Raw genomic sequence first — 19,154 nt, 5'->3', positions numbered from 1 at the left:
TGGGCAGGCTTTTGCCAGCCAATCGCGGGTGATTCCATCGCGCTGTTGCATTCGGGCACGTCGGCCCGGCGCAACTACCGCTGCCAGCAACGGCCTTCCAGCGCAATTCCGTAGGTCGCAGGCGAGCGCGCAAAGCTGGCGAGACCGGCAAGGGCCGCCTGCGGATGCGTGACGACGAAGGTCGGAATGGTCTTCATCAGCTCGTTGTGCGGCGCCTTGTCTTCGAACTCTTCACGAAACGCGGGCTTCGTCAATGCATCAAGGATCCGCGGCGAGATGCCGCCACCGAGGAAGACGCCGCCGCGTGCCATGAAGATGAGCGCGAGGTCACCGGCAAGGCGACCAAGATAGCGGACGAAAAGCTCGATCGTTTCGGCAGCCTGCGGGTTTTCGCCGGAAAGTCCCTGTTCGGTTACTTCGGGCGGAGCGTCCAGGCTCGGGGCGATGCCATCGGCAGTGCAGACGGCGTTGTAGATGTTGAGAAGACCGCGTCCGGAAATGATTTCCTCAGCGGACACCCGGCCGTCGATGCGACGCAGATGCGGGAAGATCTCGAAATCCCGCTTCGAACGCGGACCGATATCCACATGCCCACCTTCGCCGGGAACCGGGAACCAGGTGTTACGGGCATGGACAAGCCCTGCAACGCCGAGACCTGTCCCGGGACCCAAGACAACGCGCGAAGCCTCGGTCGCTTCGGCGATCGGACCGATCGGCTGGCGGTCGGCTGCAGTGAGCGAAGCGACAGCCAGTGCCTGCGCCTCGAAATCGTTGAGCACGAGAACCGTATCGAAGCCAAGTTCGCCGATCATCTTTTTCGGACGCACGATCCAGTCGCAGTTGGTGAGGTCGATCTCGTCACCATCGATCGGGCCGGCGACAGCAAGGATCGCGCTGCGTGGCTTGTGCACGGAGTTCTTCAGGACGACATCGGCGATCGCATCGTCGATCGTCTCGTAGTCGGCCGTCTGCACATGCGGGAACTGATCCGGCGCACTCGTTGCATCGACGAGGATGGAGAAGCGGGCATTGGTGCCGCCGATATCGCCGATCAGGATCGGGAAGGCGAATGTGTGCGGTTGCACTTCAGCCATGGCGAATTCTCTCCTCCTACTGGAAATCAACAAGCTTTTCGGCCGTGGCGCGGTTGAGCGCCATCGGAATATCGTAGACCGTCGCAAGCCGTGTCAGCGCCTTGACGTCGACGTCATGGGGAAGGGCACTCAGCGGATCGATGAAGAAGATCAGCATGCCCACTTCGCCGGTTGCGATCATCGCGCCGATCTGCTGGTCCCCGCCAAGCGGACCGCTTTTCAAACGGGTGACATCGAGATTGGGAGCAGCTTCAAGAACGCGGCCGCCGGTCGTACCGGTCGCGACGATGCGAAACTTGGATAGTGCCGCCTGATGCCGGCGCGCAAATTCCGCCATCTCGTCCTTCTTCAGGTCGTGGGCAATAAGCGCGATGCAGGGAAGCGTCGACATGGAATTCCTCTGCAAAGCCGTCGATCGGATTGCTGGCGATTGATGCTGGCCTTCTAGCCTGCCTCCGGCGGGAAGAAAAGATGGTCCCGACGGAATCCCGGTCAGCGCGAAGGACGCGGGCTCGGCAGCGGAACGTCGGAGCCCGGGCCGGGCATATCGGCGTCCGTCATCGTATCCAGACTGCTGGCCGCGGCAGGAAGCGGTACCGATGGCGAGTAGGCCATCCCGCCGCCACCCTGGCCACCACCCTGGAAAGTCGCGTCCTGCTCGGAGCGGGAGGGGGCGCTAAGAACCGCAGCGCAGGCCTTGGGAAGGTTGGACAGCATGACCTGGCGCGGCTTTACCGGCTTCTTGTTCGGATCCGCAGGCTTCGGCGGCGCCCAAGGCTCCTTGGTAAACCACCAGGCAAGCGCCTTGCTGTTGCAGTCGTCGGTGGAAGGCGTCGATGCCTGGCGTTCGCAGCCGGCAGCGCCCGGCGGGCAGTTCATGCGGATATGAAAGTGTTCGTCGTGGCCGTAAACCGGCCGCACCTTGCCAAGCAGGCTCCGGTCGCCGGTCCAGGTCTCGCACAGCTTCTTCTTGATTGCCGGATTGACGAAAACGCGCTGCACCTGCGGATAGCTGGCAGCCTGCATCACCAGACGGGCATGGGTGGGGCTCCAGCGGCGGCTGTCGACCGTCAGGAACTTGCTCTTGTCGAGCATCGAGGTGAACGGAATGTCTTCGCGCTGCGCCGGCGAAAGTGGCCGCTGCGGCTTCGGCGTGAACCAGATGTCGGCATCGAGCCCGATCTGGTGCGAGGCATGGCCGCTTGGCATCGGGCCGCCGCGCGGCATCGAGATGTCACCCACCAGAATGCCCGTGCCCCAGCCGAGACCGGCCGCATCGCGTGAGAACTGTTCCAGCAGGGAGATCATCGCCGGATTGCCCCAGCGGCGATTGCGCGAAAGGCGCATCGCCTGCCAGGTCGGCCCGTCCGTCGGCAGGGCCACGGCGCCGGACTGGCAGCCCTTGGCATAAAAGCCGAGCGGTTCGGCATCGCCTCGGTTGGGCAGTTTCACGGATCCGAAAAGCTGTTTTGCAGTCTTTTCTTCCTGGGCGAACGTCGGTTCGGAAATCGCGCCGCAAAACAAAGCGGCAGCAGCCAGGCCCAGAATGGTCTTAGAAATCGGTCTCATGCACATCCGCCGCAAATCAAATCAGTCCTTCTTCTACCGTGGAATGCGATTTTGTTGAAATGGAGATCGCATCCGCTGCCGGATTTCGCGGATAAATCGCTTGTGACAGCGGCTGCCTGTCTTTTGCTGTTATTTGCCCTATGCTTCACTGCAACACGAATGACAAAGGGATGTTGCATGGGCTTGGCTTGGTGGAAGATGGGTTTTGTAACCGTGGCAGCCGTCGCGGTCATTGGCACATCCGTTGCGGCACAGGATGCAGGCACCAGATGGCGGCATGGGATCGCCGTCATCGGCGATCTTGCTCTGCGCCCAGATTTCAAGCAACTGCCCTATGTGGATCTCAACGCTCCGAAGGCAGGCGAACTGCGTCTGGCGGATGAGGGGACGTTCGACAACCTCAACCCGGCGATAGACCGCGGAGCTTCCGCAGCCGGTGTCGGTATGATTTACGACACGCTGATGAAACGGTCCGAGGACGAGGTCTTCAGCACCTATGGTCTCCTGGCCGAAGCGGTGTCTTATCCGGAGAACATGTCGACTGCTACGTTCAGGCTGCGAGCGGAAGCGACATGGGCTGACGGTCAGCCGGTCACGCCGGAGGACGTTATCTTCAGCATGGCGAAGCTCAAGGAGCTGAGTGCCATGTATTCCGGCTATTATCGCCATGTCGCAAGCGTCGAGAAGACCGGCGACCGCGAAGTAACCTTCCGGTTTGACCAGGAAAACAATCGCGAGCTGCCATCTATCGTCGGTGACTTCCCCATCCTCCCGAAACATTGGTGGGAAGGCAAGGATGCGGCCGGCAAGCAACGCGACATTTCCCGCACGACGCTTGAGCCCACGATGGCGTCCGGGCCCTACAAGATCGCTTCGGTGCAGCCCGGATCCGCCATCCGCTTCGAACTGCGCGACGACTACTGGGGTAAAGACCTGCCCATCAACCTCGGCCAGAATAATTTCAGGACCGTCAGCTACACCTATTTCTCCGATGCCGATGTCGAGTTCGAGGCTTTCCGAGCCGGCACGATCGATTACCGGCAGGAAAACAGTTCCAGCCGGTGGGTCACCCGCTATGATTTCGACGCTGTGAAGGACGGGCGCATCAAAAAGGAAGCGCTCGCCAATCCATTCAGGGCAAGCGGCATCATGCAGGCGCTCGTGCCGAATGGCCGGCGCGATATGTTCAAGGACGCGAGGGTCCGTGAGGCACTGAATTACGCGCTCGATTTTGAAGATTTGAACAAGAACCTCGCCTTTGGTGGTCTCAAGCGTGTCGATAGTTTCTTCTGGGGAACCGAACTTGCTTCGTCCGGTCTGCCGCAGGGACGCGAGCTTGAGATCCTGAACGAAGTGAAGGACCAGGTTCCCCCATCGGTCTTCACCACCCCGTTTACAAATCCGGTCGGTGGCGACCCCAACAAGGTTCGTGACAATCTGCGCAAGGCAATCAGCCTTTTCAAAGAGGCGGGCTGGGAGTTGAAAGGCAACCGGATGGTCAATGCCAAAACCGGACAGCCGATGAGTTTCGAGATCCTGCTCGGCAGCGCCTCGCTGGAGCGTACCGTCAATCCCTTCGTGGCAAGTCTGAAAAAGATCGGGGTGGAGGCACGGCTTCGCACCGTTGATTCCTCGCAGTATATCAATCGAACCCGCAGCTTCGATTACGACATGATCTGGAACGTATGGGGACAATCGATGAACCCCGGCAACGAACAGGCGGATTACTGGGGATCGGAGTCGGTCGATCGCAATGGCTCGCGCAACTTTGCCGGCATCGCCGATCCGGCAGTCGATACCCTGATCAAGAAAGTCGTCTTCGCGCCGAACCGTGACGACCAGGTGGCTGCGGTCAAGGCGATGGATCGCGTGTTGCTGGCAAAACGTTACGTGGTTCCGCTCTTCTACTCCGGCGAAGCCAAGGTCGCCTACTGGAACCGGATCACCCATCCGGCAAAGCTGCCGGAATATGGTATCGGCTTCCCCTCGACATGGTCGTCGACCGCGGCCAAGAAGTGATCATAGAAACTGACGGGCTTGCGCGGCTTCTGCGCACCTGTTCCAAATGACCCGATTGATTCGCACCTACGATGAGGATTGCCGTTTGACCCCTGCGCCGGATTTCGGTGATGCGAGAGCAGTCCCAGCAGACGTGCGAAGCGGACGTGCGTCCGGAGTTTTGTCCGGCGTCGGGCCGCAGCCGCAAAGCAGGGTGCTCTGATGGGCGCCTATATTCTTCGTCGCCTGCTGCTGATGATCCCGACGCTGGTCGGTATCATGGCAATCTCCTTCCTTGTCGTGCAGTTCGCGCCCGGCGGGCCTGTCGAGCAGATCATTGCGCAGGTTCAGGGACAGGATAGCGGCGACCGCCTGTCCGGTGGTGGCGATATGATGGGCCAGGGCGGCGGTGGCGATGAATCGCGCTATCGCGGCGCCCAGGGGCTCGATCCGGAATTCATCAAGAAGCTCGAGCAGCAGTTCGGTTTCGACAAACCGCCACTCACCCGCTTCCTCGACATGATGTGGAACTACGCGCGCTTTGATTTCGGCGAAAGCTTCTTCCGCAACACGTCCGTGATCGACCTGATCATCGACAAGCTGCCGGTGTCGATCTCGCTCGGTTTCTGGATTCTGATCGTGTCCTATCTGATCTCGATCCCGCTCGGCATTCGCAAGGCGGTCAAGGACGGCTCGACCTTCGACGTCTGGACGTCGGGCATCGTCATCGTCGGCTATGCGGTTCCGGGCTTCCTGTTCGGCATCCTGTTGATCGTGATGTTCGCAGGCGGATCCTTCCTCGACTGGTTCCCCTTGCGCGGTCTCGTCTCTGATAATTTCGACCAGCTCACCTGGTGGCAGAAGATCATCGACTATTTTTGGCACCTGACCCTGCCGCTGATCGCGCTGTCGCTATCAGCCTTCGCCACGACGACGCTTCTGACCAAGAATTCCTTTATCGACGAGATCAAGAAACAGTATGTCACGACCGCCAGGGCCAAGGGTCTCAACGAGCGCCAGGTGCTCTATGGCCACGTCTTCCGCAACGCCATGCTGATCGTCATCGCCGGGTTCCCGAGCGCCTTTATCTCGGCCTTCTTCACCGGCTCGCTGCTCATTGAGAACATCTTCTCGCTGGATGGGCTCGGCCGCCTCGGTTACCTCTCCATCATCAACCGCGATTACCCGATCGTGTTCGGCACGCTCTACATCTTCTCGCTGATGGGCCTTGTCGTCAGCCTGATCTCCGACCTCGTCTATACCTGGATCGATCCGCGCATCGATTTCGAGCGGAGGGACGTGTGATGCAGACACCTGCCGCGACCGTGCCTGAAACAGTGCCCGTCAAGCGCCCGCTGATGTCGCCGACCAATCGGCGACGGCTCGCCAATTTCCGTGCCAACAAGCGCGGCTTCTGGTCCTTCTGGATCTTCCTGGTCCTGTTCGTTCTGGCGCTTTCCGCCGAGTTCATCGCCAATGACCGGCCGATCATCGCGTCCTACAAGGGCGAGATCCTCTATCCTGTGATGATCGATTATCCGGAAGAGAAATTCGGCGGCTTCCTCGCCACGACGGATTACCGCTCCGACTTCATCCAGCAGGAAATCGAGGCCAATGGCTGGATGATCTGGCCGCCGATCCGCTATTCCTATCAGACGGTGAATTCGCAGATCCCCCACTCGGCCCCGACAAAACCGTTCTGGCTGATGTCTGCCGATGAACGCTGCAAGGCCTATCCGCAAGGAGCGCAGGATCCCAATTGCAGCCTCGGCAATCTCAACTGGCTCGGCACGGATGATCAGGCGCGCGACGTGATGGCGCGGATGATCTACGGTTTCCGTCTCTCCGTCCTGTTCGGCCTGGCACTCACCATCTGTTCGGCCGTTATCGGCGTGACCTCAGGCGCCATCCAGGGCTATTTCGGAGGCTGGGTCGATCTTCTGATGCAGCGCTTCATCGAGATCTGGTCATCGATGCCGGTCCTTTATATCCTGCTGATCATCGCAGCCATCCTGCCGCCGGGCTTCTTTGTGCTCCTCGGCATCATGCTTCTCTTCTCCTGGGTGGGCTTTGTCGGCGTGGTGCGAGCGGAATTCCTGCGCGCCCGCAATTTCGAATATGTCCGGGCCGCCCGCGCTTTGGGGGTCGGCAATGCCACGATCATGTATCGGCACCTTTTGCCGAATGCGATGGTCGCCACCCTGACCTTCCTTCCCTTCATCCTGTCGGGCTCCATCGCGACACTGACCTCGCTCGATTTTCTCGGCCTCGGCATGCCGGCTGGATCGCCGTCGCTCGGTGAAATGATCGCCCAGGGCAAGAACAACCTTCAGGCTCCATGGCTCGGCCTCACGGCCTTCTTCACGATGTCGATCATGATGTCGCTGCTGATCTTCATCGGCGAGGCGGTGCGCGATGCCTTCGATCCGAGAAAGACGTTTGGGTGAAACCATGACCGAACCGCTTCTTTCCGTTCGCGATCTCTCCGTCGCCTTCCATCAGGGCGGCGCAACGACGCTTGCCGTCGACAAGGTGTCGTTCGACATTAACCCGGGCGAGGTTCTGGCGCTTGTCGGTGAATCCGGGTCCGGCAAGTCGGTAACGGCAAATTCCGTCCTCAAGCTTCTGCCCTATCCGTCGGCAAGCCATCCCTCCGGCCAGATCCTGTTTGATGGCCGCGATCTCCTGCAGGCATCTGAACCCGACCTGCGCCGGGTGCGCGGCAACGACATCACGATGATCTTTCAAGAGCCGATGACCTCGCTCAATCCGCTCCACACGATCGAGAAGCAGATCGGCGAGATCCTCGATCTGCATCAGGGCGTCTCTGGCCAGACGGCACGGGATCGCACGTTGGAGCTGTTGAACCAGGTCGGCATCCGCGAGCCGGAAAAGCGACTTCAGGCCTATCCGCACGAACTGTCCGGCGGCCAGCGCCAGCGCGTCATGATCGCCATGGCGCTTGCCAACCGGCCGAAACTCTTGATCGCCGACGAACCGACTACGGCGCTCGACGTCACGGTGCAGGCACAGATCCTCGATCTGTTGCGCGCGCTGAAGGGCGAGCACGGCATGTCGATGCTGTTCATCACCCACGATCTCGGCATCGTGCGCAAATTCGCCGATCGCGTCTGCGTCATGACCAAGGGCAAGATCGTCGAAGCCGGCAGCGTCGAGGACGTCTTTACCAAGCCCCAGCACCCTTATACCCAGCATCTCCTGGCCTCCGAACCGCGCGGCGAACCGCCGGTCGTTGATCCGGCAAGTCCTGTCGTGATGGAAGGCAAGGACATCCGTGTCTGGTTTCCGGTCAAGGCCGGTTTCATGCGCAGGGTGGTCGATCACGTCAAGGCCGTCGATGGCGTTGACCTGACGCTGCGCGCCGGTGAAACGCTCGGCGTCGTCGGCGAATCCGGTTCCGGCAAGACGACGCTGGGCTTGGCGCTCGCAAGGCTGATTTCGTCTGAAGGCCGCATCGTTTTTATCGGCAACGATATCGGCAACTATTCCTTCAAGCAGATGCGCCCGTTCCGCGACAGGCTGCAGGTCGTGTTTCAGGATCCGTTCGGTTCGCTCAGCCCGCGCATGCCGGTCGGCGACATCATCGCCGAGGGTCTCAAGGTCCACGAGAGCCAGCTTTCGGCCGACGATCGCGATGCTCGCGTCGTCTGGGCGCTCGGTGAAGTCGGGCTCGATCCGGCCACGCGCTGGCGCTACCCGCATGAATTCTCCGGCGGCCAGCGGCAGCGTATCGCGATCGCCCGCGCCATGGTGCTGAAGCCGCGCTTCGTCATGCTCGACGAACCGACGTCCGCGCTCGACATGACCGTGCAGGCGCAGGTCGTCGATCTCCTGCGCGACCTGCAGAAAAAACACAACCTCGCCTACCTCTTCATCAGCCATGACCTGAAGGTGGTAAAGGCACTTGCCAACCACGTCATCGTCATGCGGCTCGGCAAGGTGGTCGAAGAGGGCCCGGCCGATCAGATCTTCCGGGCACCCCGCGAGGATTATACCCGCGCCCTGATGGCCGCCGCCTTCAACCTGGAAGCCGTCGAAGCCGGCGCCATCCATCAGTAATCTCAAAATCCGGGAACAGGACATGTCCGAAAAAGGCGCGGTCGTCATCGATCTCAAATTCGAGCAGCGTGAAATGCACGCGGCCCTCGAGGGAGCGTTTCCCGGGCGAACCGTCCTGCATGCCGCAGACAAGGCGGCGGATCTGTCACAGGCGCGCTATGCGGTCATGTGGAAGCCGGATGTCGATCTCTTCCAGCGCGCGCCGAACCTCTACGTGCTCTTCTCCGGCGGCGCCGGCGTGGATTCCATCCTCGCCACACCCGGACTGCCGGATCGCGCGATCGTCCGCTTCGTCGATCAGAGCCTGACGACACGCATGAGCGAATGGGTTGTCCTGCAGGCGCTGAGCCACCTGCGACAGATGCCGACCTACCTTGCCCAGCAGCGTCGCAGCGAGTGGCGCGAGCTCGCCCAGCCGGAGGCGAAGGACCTGACGGTCGGCGTGATGGGTCTCGGCAAGCTGGGTCTCGATTCCGTCGCCAAGCTCAAGGTCATGGGCTTCAACGTCGTCGGCTGGTCACTCAGCCTCAAGGTGATCGAGGGCGTCGAGACGTTCGATGCCGATGGTCTGAATGCATTTCTCGGTCGAACCGATATCCTCGTCGGCCTCCTGCCGCTGACGCCGGAGACCCGCGGCCTGTTCGATTCGTCGCTGTTTGCGAAACTCCGTCAAGGCGGCGCTCTTGGCAAACCGGTCTTCATCAACGCCGGCCGCGGCGGCAGCCAGGTCGAGGCCGATCTCGTGTCGGCGCTCGAGAGTGGCATGCTGGGTGGAGCGTCGCTGGATGTCTTCGAACAGGAGCCGTTGTCGAAGGAGAGCCCTTTCTGGTCCATGGACAACGTCATCGTGACGCCGCATGCAGCCTCCGCGTCGGATATCCGCGCACTGTTTCGCAATGCCGAGGTGCAGATGCAGCGGTTCGAAGCCGGTGAGGCACTGCAGCACGTCGTGGACCGCACAGCCGGCTATTAGGCCATGTTCCCGATCCCGAAGGGCCGAAACGGAACCATTCGCACCAACCCGCGGTTTAGCTGGCATGGACCGGCGTGACGACGATGATGCCGGCAATGGAGGAGTGATCATGAACACCCGTTTCGATGCCGACAAACCCACACCGAACGTCTCGCGCGGCACAAGTTCCAACCCGAACGGCGCACCGGTTCAGGAAACTGCGACCGAAGCGCGGCAGGGTTCCTACGGCAAGCCGATGCTGATCGTGCTGGTTTGCGGTCTCGTTCTTGCGATCGTCGCCTGGAGCGGTGCCGAGTGGTGGGGCGAATCGACAGATGCTCCGACGGAGCAAACCGCCACGCCGCCGGCTGGTAGCACGACACCTGGCAACTCTACCGGCGCAGCACCCAGCAACGCACCGGTCACCCAGCCGCAGGCCCCGACAACCAATGATCGTCCCTCCGGAAATCCATGATTGGCCCGTCTCGTTCGGTCGCGATCTCGCGGCCGAATTGCGTTCTGGACTTGCCAAGTCATTTGCCGATAAGACTTTGCCCGGGATTGGCGCAGGGTTTCGAAATCTCGCGAGACGCCGATGTGGTGGAGCCGGCCGTCTGGCCGGGCAGGGGCAGGCATGACGAAGACTGATATTGCGACCAGGGTTTATAACCACACCTGGAAGCTCGACCCGATCATACGCAGTCTGATCGACACCGATTTTTACAAGCTGCTGATGTTGCAGATGATCTGGAAACTTTATCCGGACGTCAACGCGACTTTTTCGGTCATCAACCGGACGACCAGCGTGAAACTCGCCGAGGAAATCGACGAGGCTGCCTTGCGCGAGCAGCTCGATCATGCCCGCACTGTCGGTCTTTCCAAGAAGGAAATGATCTGGCTCACCGGTAACACCTTCTACGGCAAGAAGCAGATTTTCGAGCCGGAATTCCTGACCTGGCTTTCGACGTTCGAGCTGCCGGAATACGAACTTTCCAAGCATAACGGCCAATACGAGCTGACCTTCCACGGCAAGTGGATGGAGACGACGATGTGGGAAATCCCGGCATTGGCGATCATCAACGAGATGCGGTCCCGCTCGGCCATGCGGACGCTCGGCTATTTCACCCTCGATGTGCTCTATGCGCGCGCCAAGGCCAAGATGTGGGAGAAGGTCGAGCGTCTGCGCACGCTTCCCGGTCTTCGTATCTCCGATTTCGGCACCCGCCGCCGCCACAGCTTCATGTGGCAGCGCTGGTGTGTCGAGGCCCTGAAGGAAGGCATCGGCGGCGCCTTTACCGGGACGAGCAACGTGCTCCTGGCAATGGATTCCGATCTCGAAGCCGTCGGCACCAACGCGCACGAACTTCCCATGGTGGCCGCAGCCTTGGCGGAGACCGACGAGGACCTGCGTCAGGCACCCTATCAGGTGCTGAAAGACTGGAACCGACTTTATCACGGCAACCTCTTGATCGTGCTTCCCGATGCGTTCGGCACGGCCGCCTTCCTGCGCGACGCTCCGGACTGGGTTGCCGACTGGACCGGTTTCCGTCCCGACAGCGCGCCGCCGATCGAAGGCGGCGAAAAGATCATCGCCTGGTGGAACAAGATGGGGCGTGATCCGAGAGAAAAGCTGCTGATCTTTTCGGACGGTCTGGATGTCGAAGCAATCGTCGATACCTATCGCCATTTCGAGGGACGGGCACGCATGAGCTTCGGCTGGGGGACAAACCTCACCAATGATTTTGCCGATTGTGCGCCACAGGAAATCGCCGGTCTCAAGCCGATCTCGGTCGTCTGCAAGGTGACCGAAGCGAATGGCCGCCCCGCCGTCAAGCTTTCCGACAATCCCCGCAAGGCAACCGGCGAACCGTCGGAAGTCGAGCGGTATCTCAAATTCTTCGGTCAGGAAGACCGCGTCGACCAAAAGGTCGTCGTCTAGTCATTTCCGCAATCAAAAAGGCCCGGCGAGGAAGCTCGCCGGGCCTTGTCTGTTTGGTGATGTCAGATCGAACTTACTGCTCGATCACCTGAACCACGGTGTTGGTTTCCGGATCAACGATGACGCGCTGGTTGTTGACGACCGTGTACGCGTATTTCGGATTGCTCGGCACAGGTGTCACGACGACGGTCTGCGGGATCCGCTTGCCGACGGCGATCGGCTGCTCGACCCTGTAGGCGGTGGTAGGCAGCGGCTGTTCCTGGACGTAGGTCACGACTTCGCGCGGTGGCGGGTCGATTGCTGTCCCGGCAACGGCGCCGATAACGCCACCAACTGCAGCGCCAACCGGGCCGCCAACGATCGCGCCGGTGACCGCGCCGCCTGCGGCGCCTGTAACAGTACCCTGCTGTGCAAAGGCTTGGCCGGTAAAGGCTGTCGCGAGGATGATGCAGGAAGCAAATGTCAGCTTCTTCATGGTGGTTCTCCTTTTTCTATACGCTCGGGCCTAACAACGGTAGAACTTGCAAACTCGTTCCGGAGCGGTTGTCACCTTTCGTAACCGGATGTAACGTTGTGCGGCGCTCTTGGCATCGGCGGATGTGGAGCAGGGCTTGCCTCTGCCGCGCTTCCGCCTATGTTTTCCTTCAACGCGCAGAGGAATTTGATGTGGAATACCGATTTCTGATTGTCGAAGACAGCTTGCTTGTCGCCATGGACATCGAGGATGCCGTCCATCGCAGCGGGCACGATGTCGTGGGCATTGCACCCGACATGACCGTTGCCTTGAACTACACCCGCGAGACCGACATCGCTTTCGTGGATGTCAGGCTGGCGGATGGGGAGACGGGTCCTGAAATCGCCAAGACGCTTGCCGAATTCGGCATCATCGTCATTATGATCACGGGCAATCCGGGTCTTGTCGCATCCGGAGTTTCAGGCGTTGTGGGCGTTATGGCGAAGCCCCTGACCGATCAGGCCTCCATGGATCTCATCCAGTTTGCGGTGGATCGCAAGAATGGCCGTCAGGGAACGCCGCCGGCAAGGCTGCGGCTGTTCCACTAATTGGTCTGTCCATAGCCGCATCAAGCGGTTATGACGTTACGCAAAGCAATTGCGGGACGATCGATGCGGTATTTCATCACTGGCACGGCGGGATTTATTGGCTTTCATCTGGCGCGGCGTCTGCTCCAGGATGGTCACGAGGTTCTCGGCTTCGATGGAATGACGCCCTATTACAGCCTCAAGCTCAAGGAAGCGCGCGTCGCCGGCCTCGTGCAGTTTCCCTCCTTCCGCCCCGTCGAGGCGATGCTGGAAGACCGGGAAACGCTGCAGGCGGCAACCCGCGAATTCAAACCTGACGTGATCGTCCATCTCGCCGCCCAGGCGGGCGTCCGCTATAGTCTCGAAAACCCCAAGGCCTATCTCGATAGCAATCTGATCGGATCGTGGAACGTGCTCGAAGCGGCCCGCGAAGCCAATGTCGGCCACCTTCTGCTGGCCTCGACCTCCTCGGTCTACGGTGCCAATCCGGATATTCCCTTCCGCGAAACCGACAAGGCCGACGAGCCGCTCACCTTCTATGCGGCCAGCAAGAAGGCAATGGAGGCGATGGCCCATAGCTACGCCCATCTCTACAAGATCCCGACCACGGCCTTCCGCTTTTTCACCGTCTACGGCCCCTGGGGCCGGCCGGACATGGCGCTGTTTAAATTCGTCAAGGCGATGATCGAGGATCAGGAAATCGAGATCTACGGCGAAGGCAAGATGAGCCGCGATTTCACCTATATCGACGACCTCGTCGATTCGATCGTGGATCTCGCGTCGATCATTCCGTCTGAAGACAACCGCGTCGCCGGTATCGACACGCTGTCGCATCAGGGTCCGTTCCGCATCGTCAATATCGGCGGTGGTCAGCCTGCCGGTCTGATGGATTTCGTCGAAACGATCGAGAAGATCATGGGCAAGCCGGCCAAACGGAAAATGCTGCCGATGCAGCAGGGCGACGTCCCCCGCACCTTCGCAAGCCCCGACCTGCTGCTCGCACTGACCGGCCGCAAACCCGAGATCGGCCTCAACGAGGGCGTCGGGGCTTTCGTCGAATGGTATCTGGAACACCGCAGCCAGATCGACTAGCGCTCGGGATGTTCAACGGGGAAGTCTGAAGATTGGGTTGGGAAGTGATGGCGGACAGAGCGGGATTCGAACCCGCGATACGCTCTCACGTATACACACTTTCCAGGCGTGCGCCTTCAACCACTCGGCCACCTGTCCTTAAAACCGACGCAAGCCTTGGGCGAAGCAGCGGTCGGCGCGATATATACCAATGAATTTGCAAGGATCAACCGGAATCTGGACGATTTGCGCCAGTTGCACAAATCTTATGTCATGCGTTGTCACGGATCAGGCTTGCCACTATTTTGCTTCCTGCAGCGATTGAGTGCCATCAGGGGAGCCTGCGATGAGGACGGTAAGGTTTCTGATGCGGGCTTTGAGCCTCGCGGCGCTCATCGCAGCCGTCGTCGCCGGCACGATGGACTCGGTCAATTCGGTTTCCTCCTCCTCGGTCGTCATGACGAGCCTCGGCAATGCCTGGCTGAACTTCGATCCCGAAGGCCTGACGATGGCGGAGATTTCCGCCAATTCCTATGTAGGCTCGGATATCTGGCGTCCCTACGTGGCCCCGGTTCTGGCGCAGCCGGCCTTTGCGATCTTTCTCGGGCTGGCACTGTTTTTCTGGATGGTCGGATACAGGAAACCCGCGCCGTTCGGGCGTTTTTCTGCTAGATAGGGCAAGAGGCAGGCGAGGCGCGCCTCACTCGGGAGGTTGAAATGTTCTTGATCGATATGTTCAGCAAGAAAACTGTCATGCCATCGGTCGAAAAGGCCCTGCCCGGCAGAGAGACACCGGTCGCAACGTCGGACCATCATTTCGTCAACGGCCGCGCGCTGAAGGAACCCTATCCGGAAGGTCTGGATGTGGCGTATTTCGGCATGGGTTGCTTCTGGGGCGCCGAGCGGCTGTTCTGGCAAGTCCCGGGCGTTCATGTCACCTCAGTCGGCTTTGCGGGCGGCTTGACCCCGAACCCGACCTATCACGAGACAACAACCGGGCTGACCGGGCACGCGGAAATCGTGAAAGTCGTGTTCGATCCGGAGATCGTCTCCTACCGTCAGCTTCTGAAGCTGTTTTTCGAGGAGCACGATCCGACGCAAGGGATGCGGCAGGGCAATGATATCGGCACGACCTATCGGTCCGCGCTCTATACCACGTCGGCAGAGCAGGTGGTTGCGGCAGGCAAGGCGCTTGCCGCGTTTCAGGCTGCATTGACTGCTGCGGGGCGTGACGTCTCGATCACGACCGAGATCGCGCCGATTGGCAATTACTACTACGCCGAGGAGTGCCATCAGCAGTATCTGGCGAAGAACCCCGGCGGCTATTGCGGCTTGCGCGGAACAGGGGTGAGCTGTCCCGTCGCCTAGCCGGGCTGGCTGCCTAAAATCATCCCAGGCCGCCATGGATTTGAGCGACGCCGGCGCGAATTTGGTGAAGCCTTGAGCAGGGTTGCGACCTGCCTGTGGTTTTTTACCAAACGAAAAAAATCTCGTGAAATTTTCCAACACCCATGCAAGAGTATTCGACAGCCAAGCCTTCGAAGAGGGGGGCAGGTGACCGTGAGCGATACCTCTGTGAGGCGCTGCGGGAGGACCTAACTTAAAAAAACAGGGCTGAATGATGAAAAAAACACTTTTGAGCCTCGTCGCAGTGGCCGCGCTGTCGTCGACAGCGATCGCCGCTGAAGTCAAGCCGGCGCTCGTCTATGGCACCGGCGGCAAGTTCGACAAATCGTTCAACGAAGCAGCCTATGCCGGCGCCGAGCAGTTCAAAAAGGAAACCGGCACCGACTATCGCGACTTCGAGCCGAAGGACGATACGCAGGGCGAGCAGGCTATCCGCAACTTCGCAAGCCGCGGATATAACCCGGTCGTCGCCGTTTCCTTTGCCTGGACTTCGGCGATGGAGAAGGTTGCCGCGGAATTCCCGGACACCAAGTTCGTCATCGTCGATTCCGTCGTTGACCTGAAGAACGTGCGTTCCGTTCTCTACAAGGAAGAGGAAGGCTCGTATCTCGTCGGCGTTCTCGCAGGCCTCGCCTCGAAGACCGGCAAGGTCGGCTTCATCGGCGGCATGGATATTCCGCTGATCCGCAAGTTCGGTTGCGGCTATGCCCAGGGCGTCAAGGCAGCAAAGCCTGATGCGCAGGTGTTCCAGAACATGACCGGCACGACCGGCGCTGCCTGGAACGACCCGGTTCGCGGTGGCGAGCTCACCAAGAACCAGATCGATCAGGGTGCCGACGTGGTTTACGCGGCAGCAGGTGCGACCGGTCTTGGCGTGCTTCAGACGGCGGCCGACAACAAGAAGTTCTCGATCGGCGTCGACAGCAACCAGAACCACCTTCATCCGGGTTCGGTCCTGACCTCGATGGTCAAGCGCGTCGATCTGGCTGTCTACAATGCCTACAAGGATCTTAAGGACGACAAGTTCACGGCCGGCATCCAGTCACTCGGCGTCAAGGAAGACGGCGTTTCGGCTGCGATCGACGACAGCAACAAGTCGCTGATCACCCCTGAAATGCAGGCAGCCGTCGACAAGGCCAAGGCTGACATCATTGCCGGCACCGTCAAGGTTCACGACTACATGTCGGACAACGCCTGCCCGATGTAAGCAGGTAACCATCAAAGGGCGCATGGCGATCGATGTCGTCATGCGCCCTTTTTGTATATCCAGTGGAAGGGCGGATCATTGAGCTTCGAACCTGCGAAAGAGCCGGCGATCGAACTTGTCGGGATCGACAAGAAGTTTGGCGCTGTGCACGCGAACAAGAACATCAACCTCACGGTTGCCAAAGGCTCGATCCACGGCATTATCGGCGAAAACGGCGCCGGTAAGTCGACGCTGATGTCGATCCTCTACGGATTCTATCAGGCCGATGAGGGCGAGATTCGCATCTCCGGCAAGCCGGTGACGATCCGCGACAGCCAGGCCGCGATCTCGTCGGGCATCGGCATGGTGCACCAGCACTTCATGCTGGTCGAAAATTTCACGGTGCTCGAAAACGTCATGCTGGGCGCCGAGGGCGGCCAGTTGCTGCGCCGGGGCGTGGCCAGTGCCCGCAAGGAGCTGAAGCGTCTGGAGGACGATTACGGCCTCGACGTCGATCCTGATGCGGTGATCGAGGAATTGCCGGTCGGACGCCAGCAGCGTGTCGAGATCCTGAAGGCCCTCTATCGCGGCGCCGAAATCCTCATTCTCGACGAGCCGACCGGCGTGTTGACACCGCCCGAGGCGGACCACCTGTTCAAGGTCCTGCGCGTGCTGCGCGACCAGGGCAAGACGATCATTCTCATCACCCACAAGCTGCGCGAGATCATGGCGATCACCGATACGGTCTCCGTCATGCGCCGAGGCGAGATCGTGGCCACACGCAAGACTGCCGACACGACCGTCGAGGAACTTGCCGAACTGATGGTCGGTCGCCGGGTTCTGTTGCGTGTCGAAAAGGGCGCGGCCGATCCGGGCAAGGTTCTGCTGTCGGTCAAGAACCTCACCGTCAAGGACAGCCGAGGCGTGACGATGGTCGACGACGTGTCGTTCGAAGTCCGCGCCGGAGAGATCGTCGGCATTGCCGGTGTTGCCGGAAACGGCCAGTCGGAACTGCTGGAGGCCATCGCCGGCATCCGCAAGCCGTCCTCCGGCGAGATTATCGTCAACGGCCAGTCGATTGCCGGTTCAGATCCCGCCATGTTGCGCGCGCTCGGCCTCGCGCACATTCCGGAAGACCGCCATCACATGGGCCTGGTCCTCAAATTCGAGGAGTATGAGAATTCCATCCTCGGCTACCACCGCGACCGCCGCTATGGCGGTGCAATGCTGGACCTCGATGCGATCCGCAAGCAGGCCGAGGAACAGATCGTCAAATACGACATCCGCCCGCCGAATGCGCGGCTGAAAACCGCCAACTTCTCCGGCGGCAACCAGCAGAAGATCGTCGTTGCCCGCGAGATCGAACGCGATCCGGACGTGCTGATCATTGGCCAGCCCACTCGCGGCGTCGATATCGGCGCGATCGAGTTCATCCACAAGCGCATCATCGATACGCGCGATGCCGGCAAGGCCGTGCTTCTGGTCTCGGTCGAACTCGACGAGATCCGCTCCCTGTCGGACCGCATCCTTGTCATGTTTGCCGGCAAGGTCGTCGGCGAAAAGTCGGGCGAGGCGGGTGAGCAGACGCTGGGCCTGATGATGGCCGGGATCGCAGCATGATCCGGCCGGGAATGATATTTTTGGAGTTTACGATGCCTGGGCTTCTCCTTGCAAACGACTGGAAGGGAGAGGGCGCATGAGCACCGCATCCGTGCCCCTGCCTGGCTGGATCAATTACGGCGTCATCCCGCTGATCAACCTCGCGCTCGCGTTCTTCTTCTCCGGCATCGTGGTGTGGGCGATCGGCGAAAACCCGTTCGAAGCGCTGCAGCTGCTTCTGGTCGGTGCGCTTGGCCGCGGCGAAGGCATTGGCTTCACCCTGTTTTACACCACGAGCTTCATCTTCACCGGCCTGTCGGTCGCAGTCGCCATCCATTCCGGCCTCTTCAACATCGGCTCGGAAGGCCAGGCCTATCTCGGTGGTCTCGGTGCTGCGCTGGTGGCGCTCTCGCTCGATGCCTATGTTCCCTGGTACGTGACGATGCCGTTTGCGGTGATCGGGGCAGCACTCTTCGGTGCCGCCTGCGCCGCCATCCCTGCCTGGCTTCAGGCAAAGCGCGGCAGCCACATCGTCATCACCACCATCATGTTCAATTTCATCGTGTCGTCGCTGATGAACTACGTGCTGGTGCACATGCTGATCGTGCCCGGCAAGATGGCGCCGGAAAGCCGCACGTTTTTGCCGGGCGGCCAGTTGCCCAAGCTCGATTGGCTGATCGCCATGTTTGGCGGCAAGCTCGGCGCTGCACCGCTCAACTTCTCGTTCCTGATCGCACTCATCATGTGCTTCCTCGTCTGGGTCCTGATCTGGCGCACCAAGCTCGGCTATGAAATGCGCACGCTCGGCATCAGCCCGTCTGCCGCAAGCTATGCCGGTATCGGGTATTCGAAGATCGTCATGATCACGATGCTGATCTCCGGCGGCCTTGCCGGCATGATGGCGCTGAACCCGGTCATGGGGGCATCCGCCCGTCTGCAGATCGAATTTGTCGGTGGCGCAGGCTTCGTCGGCATAGCGGTATCCCTGATGGGACGCAATCACCCGGCCGGTATCGTTCTTTCGGCGCTGCTGTTCGGCATCCTCTACCAGGGCGGTGCCGAGCTTTCGTTCGACATGCCGGCGATCACGCGCGACATGATCGTCGTCATCCAGGGCATGGTCATCCTGTTTGCCGGAGCGCTCGAATATATGCTTCGACCGGCCATCGTGCGTGCCTACCAGCAATTTGCCCGATCACCGGCAGGGGGGAGATAGGC

18 protein-coding genes and 1 tRNA gene are annotated in these 19,154 nt (G+C 60.5%); 14 read left to right on the top strand and 5 right to left on the bottom strand.

Translation table 11 applies throughout. The annotated features are described in order from the left end of the window. Positions 1-74: 74 nt before the first annotated feature. The 3 genes from IFT59_RS17810 to mepA all read right to left on the bottom strand — a co-directional run bounded on the left by IFT59_RS17810 (position 75) and on the right by mepA (position 2,663). Entirely contained in the window at positions 75-1,094 is a 1,020-nt protein-coding gene (locus IFT59_RS17810) for a glucokinase (protein ID WP_192087676.1), read from the bottom strand. Positions 1,095-1,110: 16 nt separating this feature from the next. Next, entirely contained in the window at positions 1,111-1,485 is a 375-nt protein-coding gene (locus IFT59_RS17805; protein WP_062454150.1) for a methylglyoxal synthase, read from the bottom strand. A gap of 101 nt (positions 1,486-1,586) precedes the next feature. Next, positions 1,587-2,663, bottom strand: a complete 1,077-nt coding sequence (mepA, locus tag IFT59_RS17800; RefSeq protein WP_192087675.1) for a penicillin-insensitive murein endopeptidase — start codon at positions 2,661-2,663, stop codon at positions 1,587-1,589. Between the two features lie 177 nt (positions 2,664-2,840). Here mepA and IFT59_RS17795 point away from each other — a divergent pair, with 177 nt between their 5' ends. The 7 genes from IFT59_RS17795 (at position 2,841) to pncB (ending at position 11,632) form a co-directional block, all read left to right on the top strand. Continuing rightward, positions 2,841-4,682, top strand: a complete 1,842-nt coding sequence (locus IFT59_RS17795) for an extracellular solute-binding protein (protein WP_192087674.1) — start codon at positions 2,841-2,843, stop codon at positions 4,680-4,682. 201 nt (positions 4,683-4,883) lie between these two features. Next, positions 4,884-5,966 (top strand): microcin C ABC transporter permease YejB, encoded by a 1,083-nt coding sequence (locus IFT59_RS17790; RefSeq protein WP_113166896.1) that lies wholly within the window; start codon positions 4,884-4,886, stop codon positions 5,964-5,966. Continuing rightward, a complete protein-coding gene (locus IFT59_RS17785) occupies positions 5,966-7,108 on the top strand; it encodes an ABC transporter permease (protein ID WP_192087673.1) in 1,143 nt (380 codons plus the stop codon). The genes IFT59_RS17790 and IFT59_RS17785 overlap by 1 nt, the downstream gene beginning before the upstream one ends. 4 nt (positions 7,109-7,112) lie before the next feature. Continuing rightward, entirely contained in the window at positions 7,113-8,741 is a 1,629-nt protein-coding gene (locus IFT59_RS17780; protein WP_192087672.1) for an ABC transporter ATP-binding protein, read from the top strand. A 22-nt stretch (positions 8,742-8,763) separates the two neighbouring features. Then, positions 8,764-9,714 carry a 2-hydroxyacid dehydrogenase gene (locus IFT59_RS17775; RefSeq protein ID WP_192087671.1) on the top strand — a complete coding sequence of 317 codons (951 nt, stop codon included), beginning with the start codon at positions 8,764-8,766 and terminating at the stop codon, positions 9,712-9,714. Between the two features lie 109 nt (positions 9,715-9,823). Next, positions 9,824-10,168: a hypothetical protein gene (locus IFT59_RS17770; protein WP_156461794.1), complete on the top strand. Its 345-nt coding sequence runs from the start codon at positions 9,824-9,826 to the stop codon at positions 10,166-10,168. Positions 10,169-10,327: 159 nt separating this feature from the next. Next, complete coding sequence (pncB, locus tag IFT59_RS17765) at positions 10,328-11,632, top strand: nicotinate phosphoribosyltransferase (RefSeq protein WP_192087670.1); 1,305 nt, start codon at positions 10,328-10,330, stop codon at positions 11,630-11,632. 73 nt (positions 11,633-11,705) lie between these two features. Here pncB and IFT59_RS17760 read toward each other — a convergent pair whose 3' ends face one another. Then, positions 11,706-12,107, bottom strand: a complete 402-nt coding sequence (locus tag IFT59_RS17760; protein ID WP_062454142.1) for a DUF1236 domain-containing protein — start codon at positions 12,105-12,107, stop codon at positions 11,706-11,708. A 191-nt stretch (positions 12,108-12,298) separates the two neighbouring features. Here IFT59_RS17760 and IFT59_RS17755 point away from each other — a divergent pair, with 191 nt between their 5' ends. Together IFT59_RS17755 and IFT59_RS17750 are read left to right on the top strand one after the other, a co-directional pair. Next, positions 12,299-12,694 carry a response regulator gene (locus IFT59_RS17755; protein WP_062454141.1) on the top strand — a complete coding sequence of 132 codons (396 nt, stop codon included), beginning with the start codon at positions 12,299-12,301 and terminating at the stop codon, positions 12,692-12,694. A 63-nt stretch (positions 12,695-12,757) separates the two neighbouring features. After that, entirely contained in the window at positions 12,758-13,765 is a 1,008-nt protein-coding gene (locus tag IFT59_RS17750; protein WP_062454140.1) for an NAD-dependent epimerase/dehydratase family protein, read from the top strand. A gap of 48 nt (positions 13,766-13,813) precedes the next feature. Here IFT59_RS17750 and IFT59_RS17745 read toward each other — a convergent pair. Beyond that, positions 13,814-13,903, bottom strand: a tRNA-Ser gene (locus IFT59_RS17745). 187 nt (positions 13,904-14,090) lie between these two features. Here IFT59_RS17745 and IFT59_RS17740 point away from each other — a divergent pair. From IFT59_RS17740 to IFT59_RS17720, 5 genes are all read left to right on the top strand, one after another. Continuing rightward, complete coding sequence (locus IFT59_RS17740) at positions 14,091-14,420, top strand: hypothetical protein (RefSeq protein ID WP_062578669.1); 330 nt, start codon at positions 14,091-14,093, stop codon at positions 14,418-14,420. A gap of 41 nt (positions 14,421-14,461) precedes the next feature. Further along, on the top strand, positions 14,462-15,112 hold the full coding sequence (gene msrA, locus IFT59_RS17735; protein ID WP_062454138.1) for a peptide-methionine (S)-S-oxide reductase MsrA: 651 nt from the start codon (positions 14,462-14,464) through the stop codon (positions 15,110-15,112). Between the two features lie 253 nt (positions 15,113-15,365). Beyond that, positions 15,366-16,358: a BMP family lipoprotein gene (locus tag IFT59_RS17730; protein ID WP_062580101.1), complete on the top strand. Its 993-nt coding sequence runs from the start codon at positions 15,366-15,368 to the stop codon at positions 16,356-16,358. Positions 16,359-16,436: 78 nt separating this feature from the next. After that, the gene (locus tag IFT59_RS17725; protein WP_113166909.1) at positions 16,437-17,957 is read left to right on the top strand and encodes an ABC transporter ATP-binding protein; all 1,521 of its coding nucleotides are present in this window, start codon (positions 16,437-16,439) and stop codon (positions 17,955-17,957) included. 76 nt (positions 17,958-18,033) lie between these two features. Beyond that, a complete protein-coding gene (locus tag IFT59_RS17720; protein ID WP_062578673.1) occupies positions 18,034-19,152 on the top strand; it encodes an ABC transporter permease in 1,119 nt (372 codons plus the stop codon). The last annotated feature ends 2 nt before the right edge of the window (positions 19,153-19,154 follow it).

Source organism: Rhizobium sp. CFBP 8752 (assembly GCF_014842035.1).
GTDB lineage: Bacteria > Pseudomonadota > Alphaproteobacteria > Rhizobiales > Rhizobiaceae > Neorhizobium > Neorhizobium soli.
The sequence above is the reverse complement of the archived record's forward strand: the minus strand, read 5'-3'. Positions and strand labels throughout refer to the sequence as shown.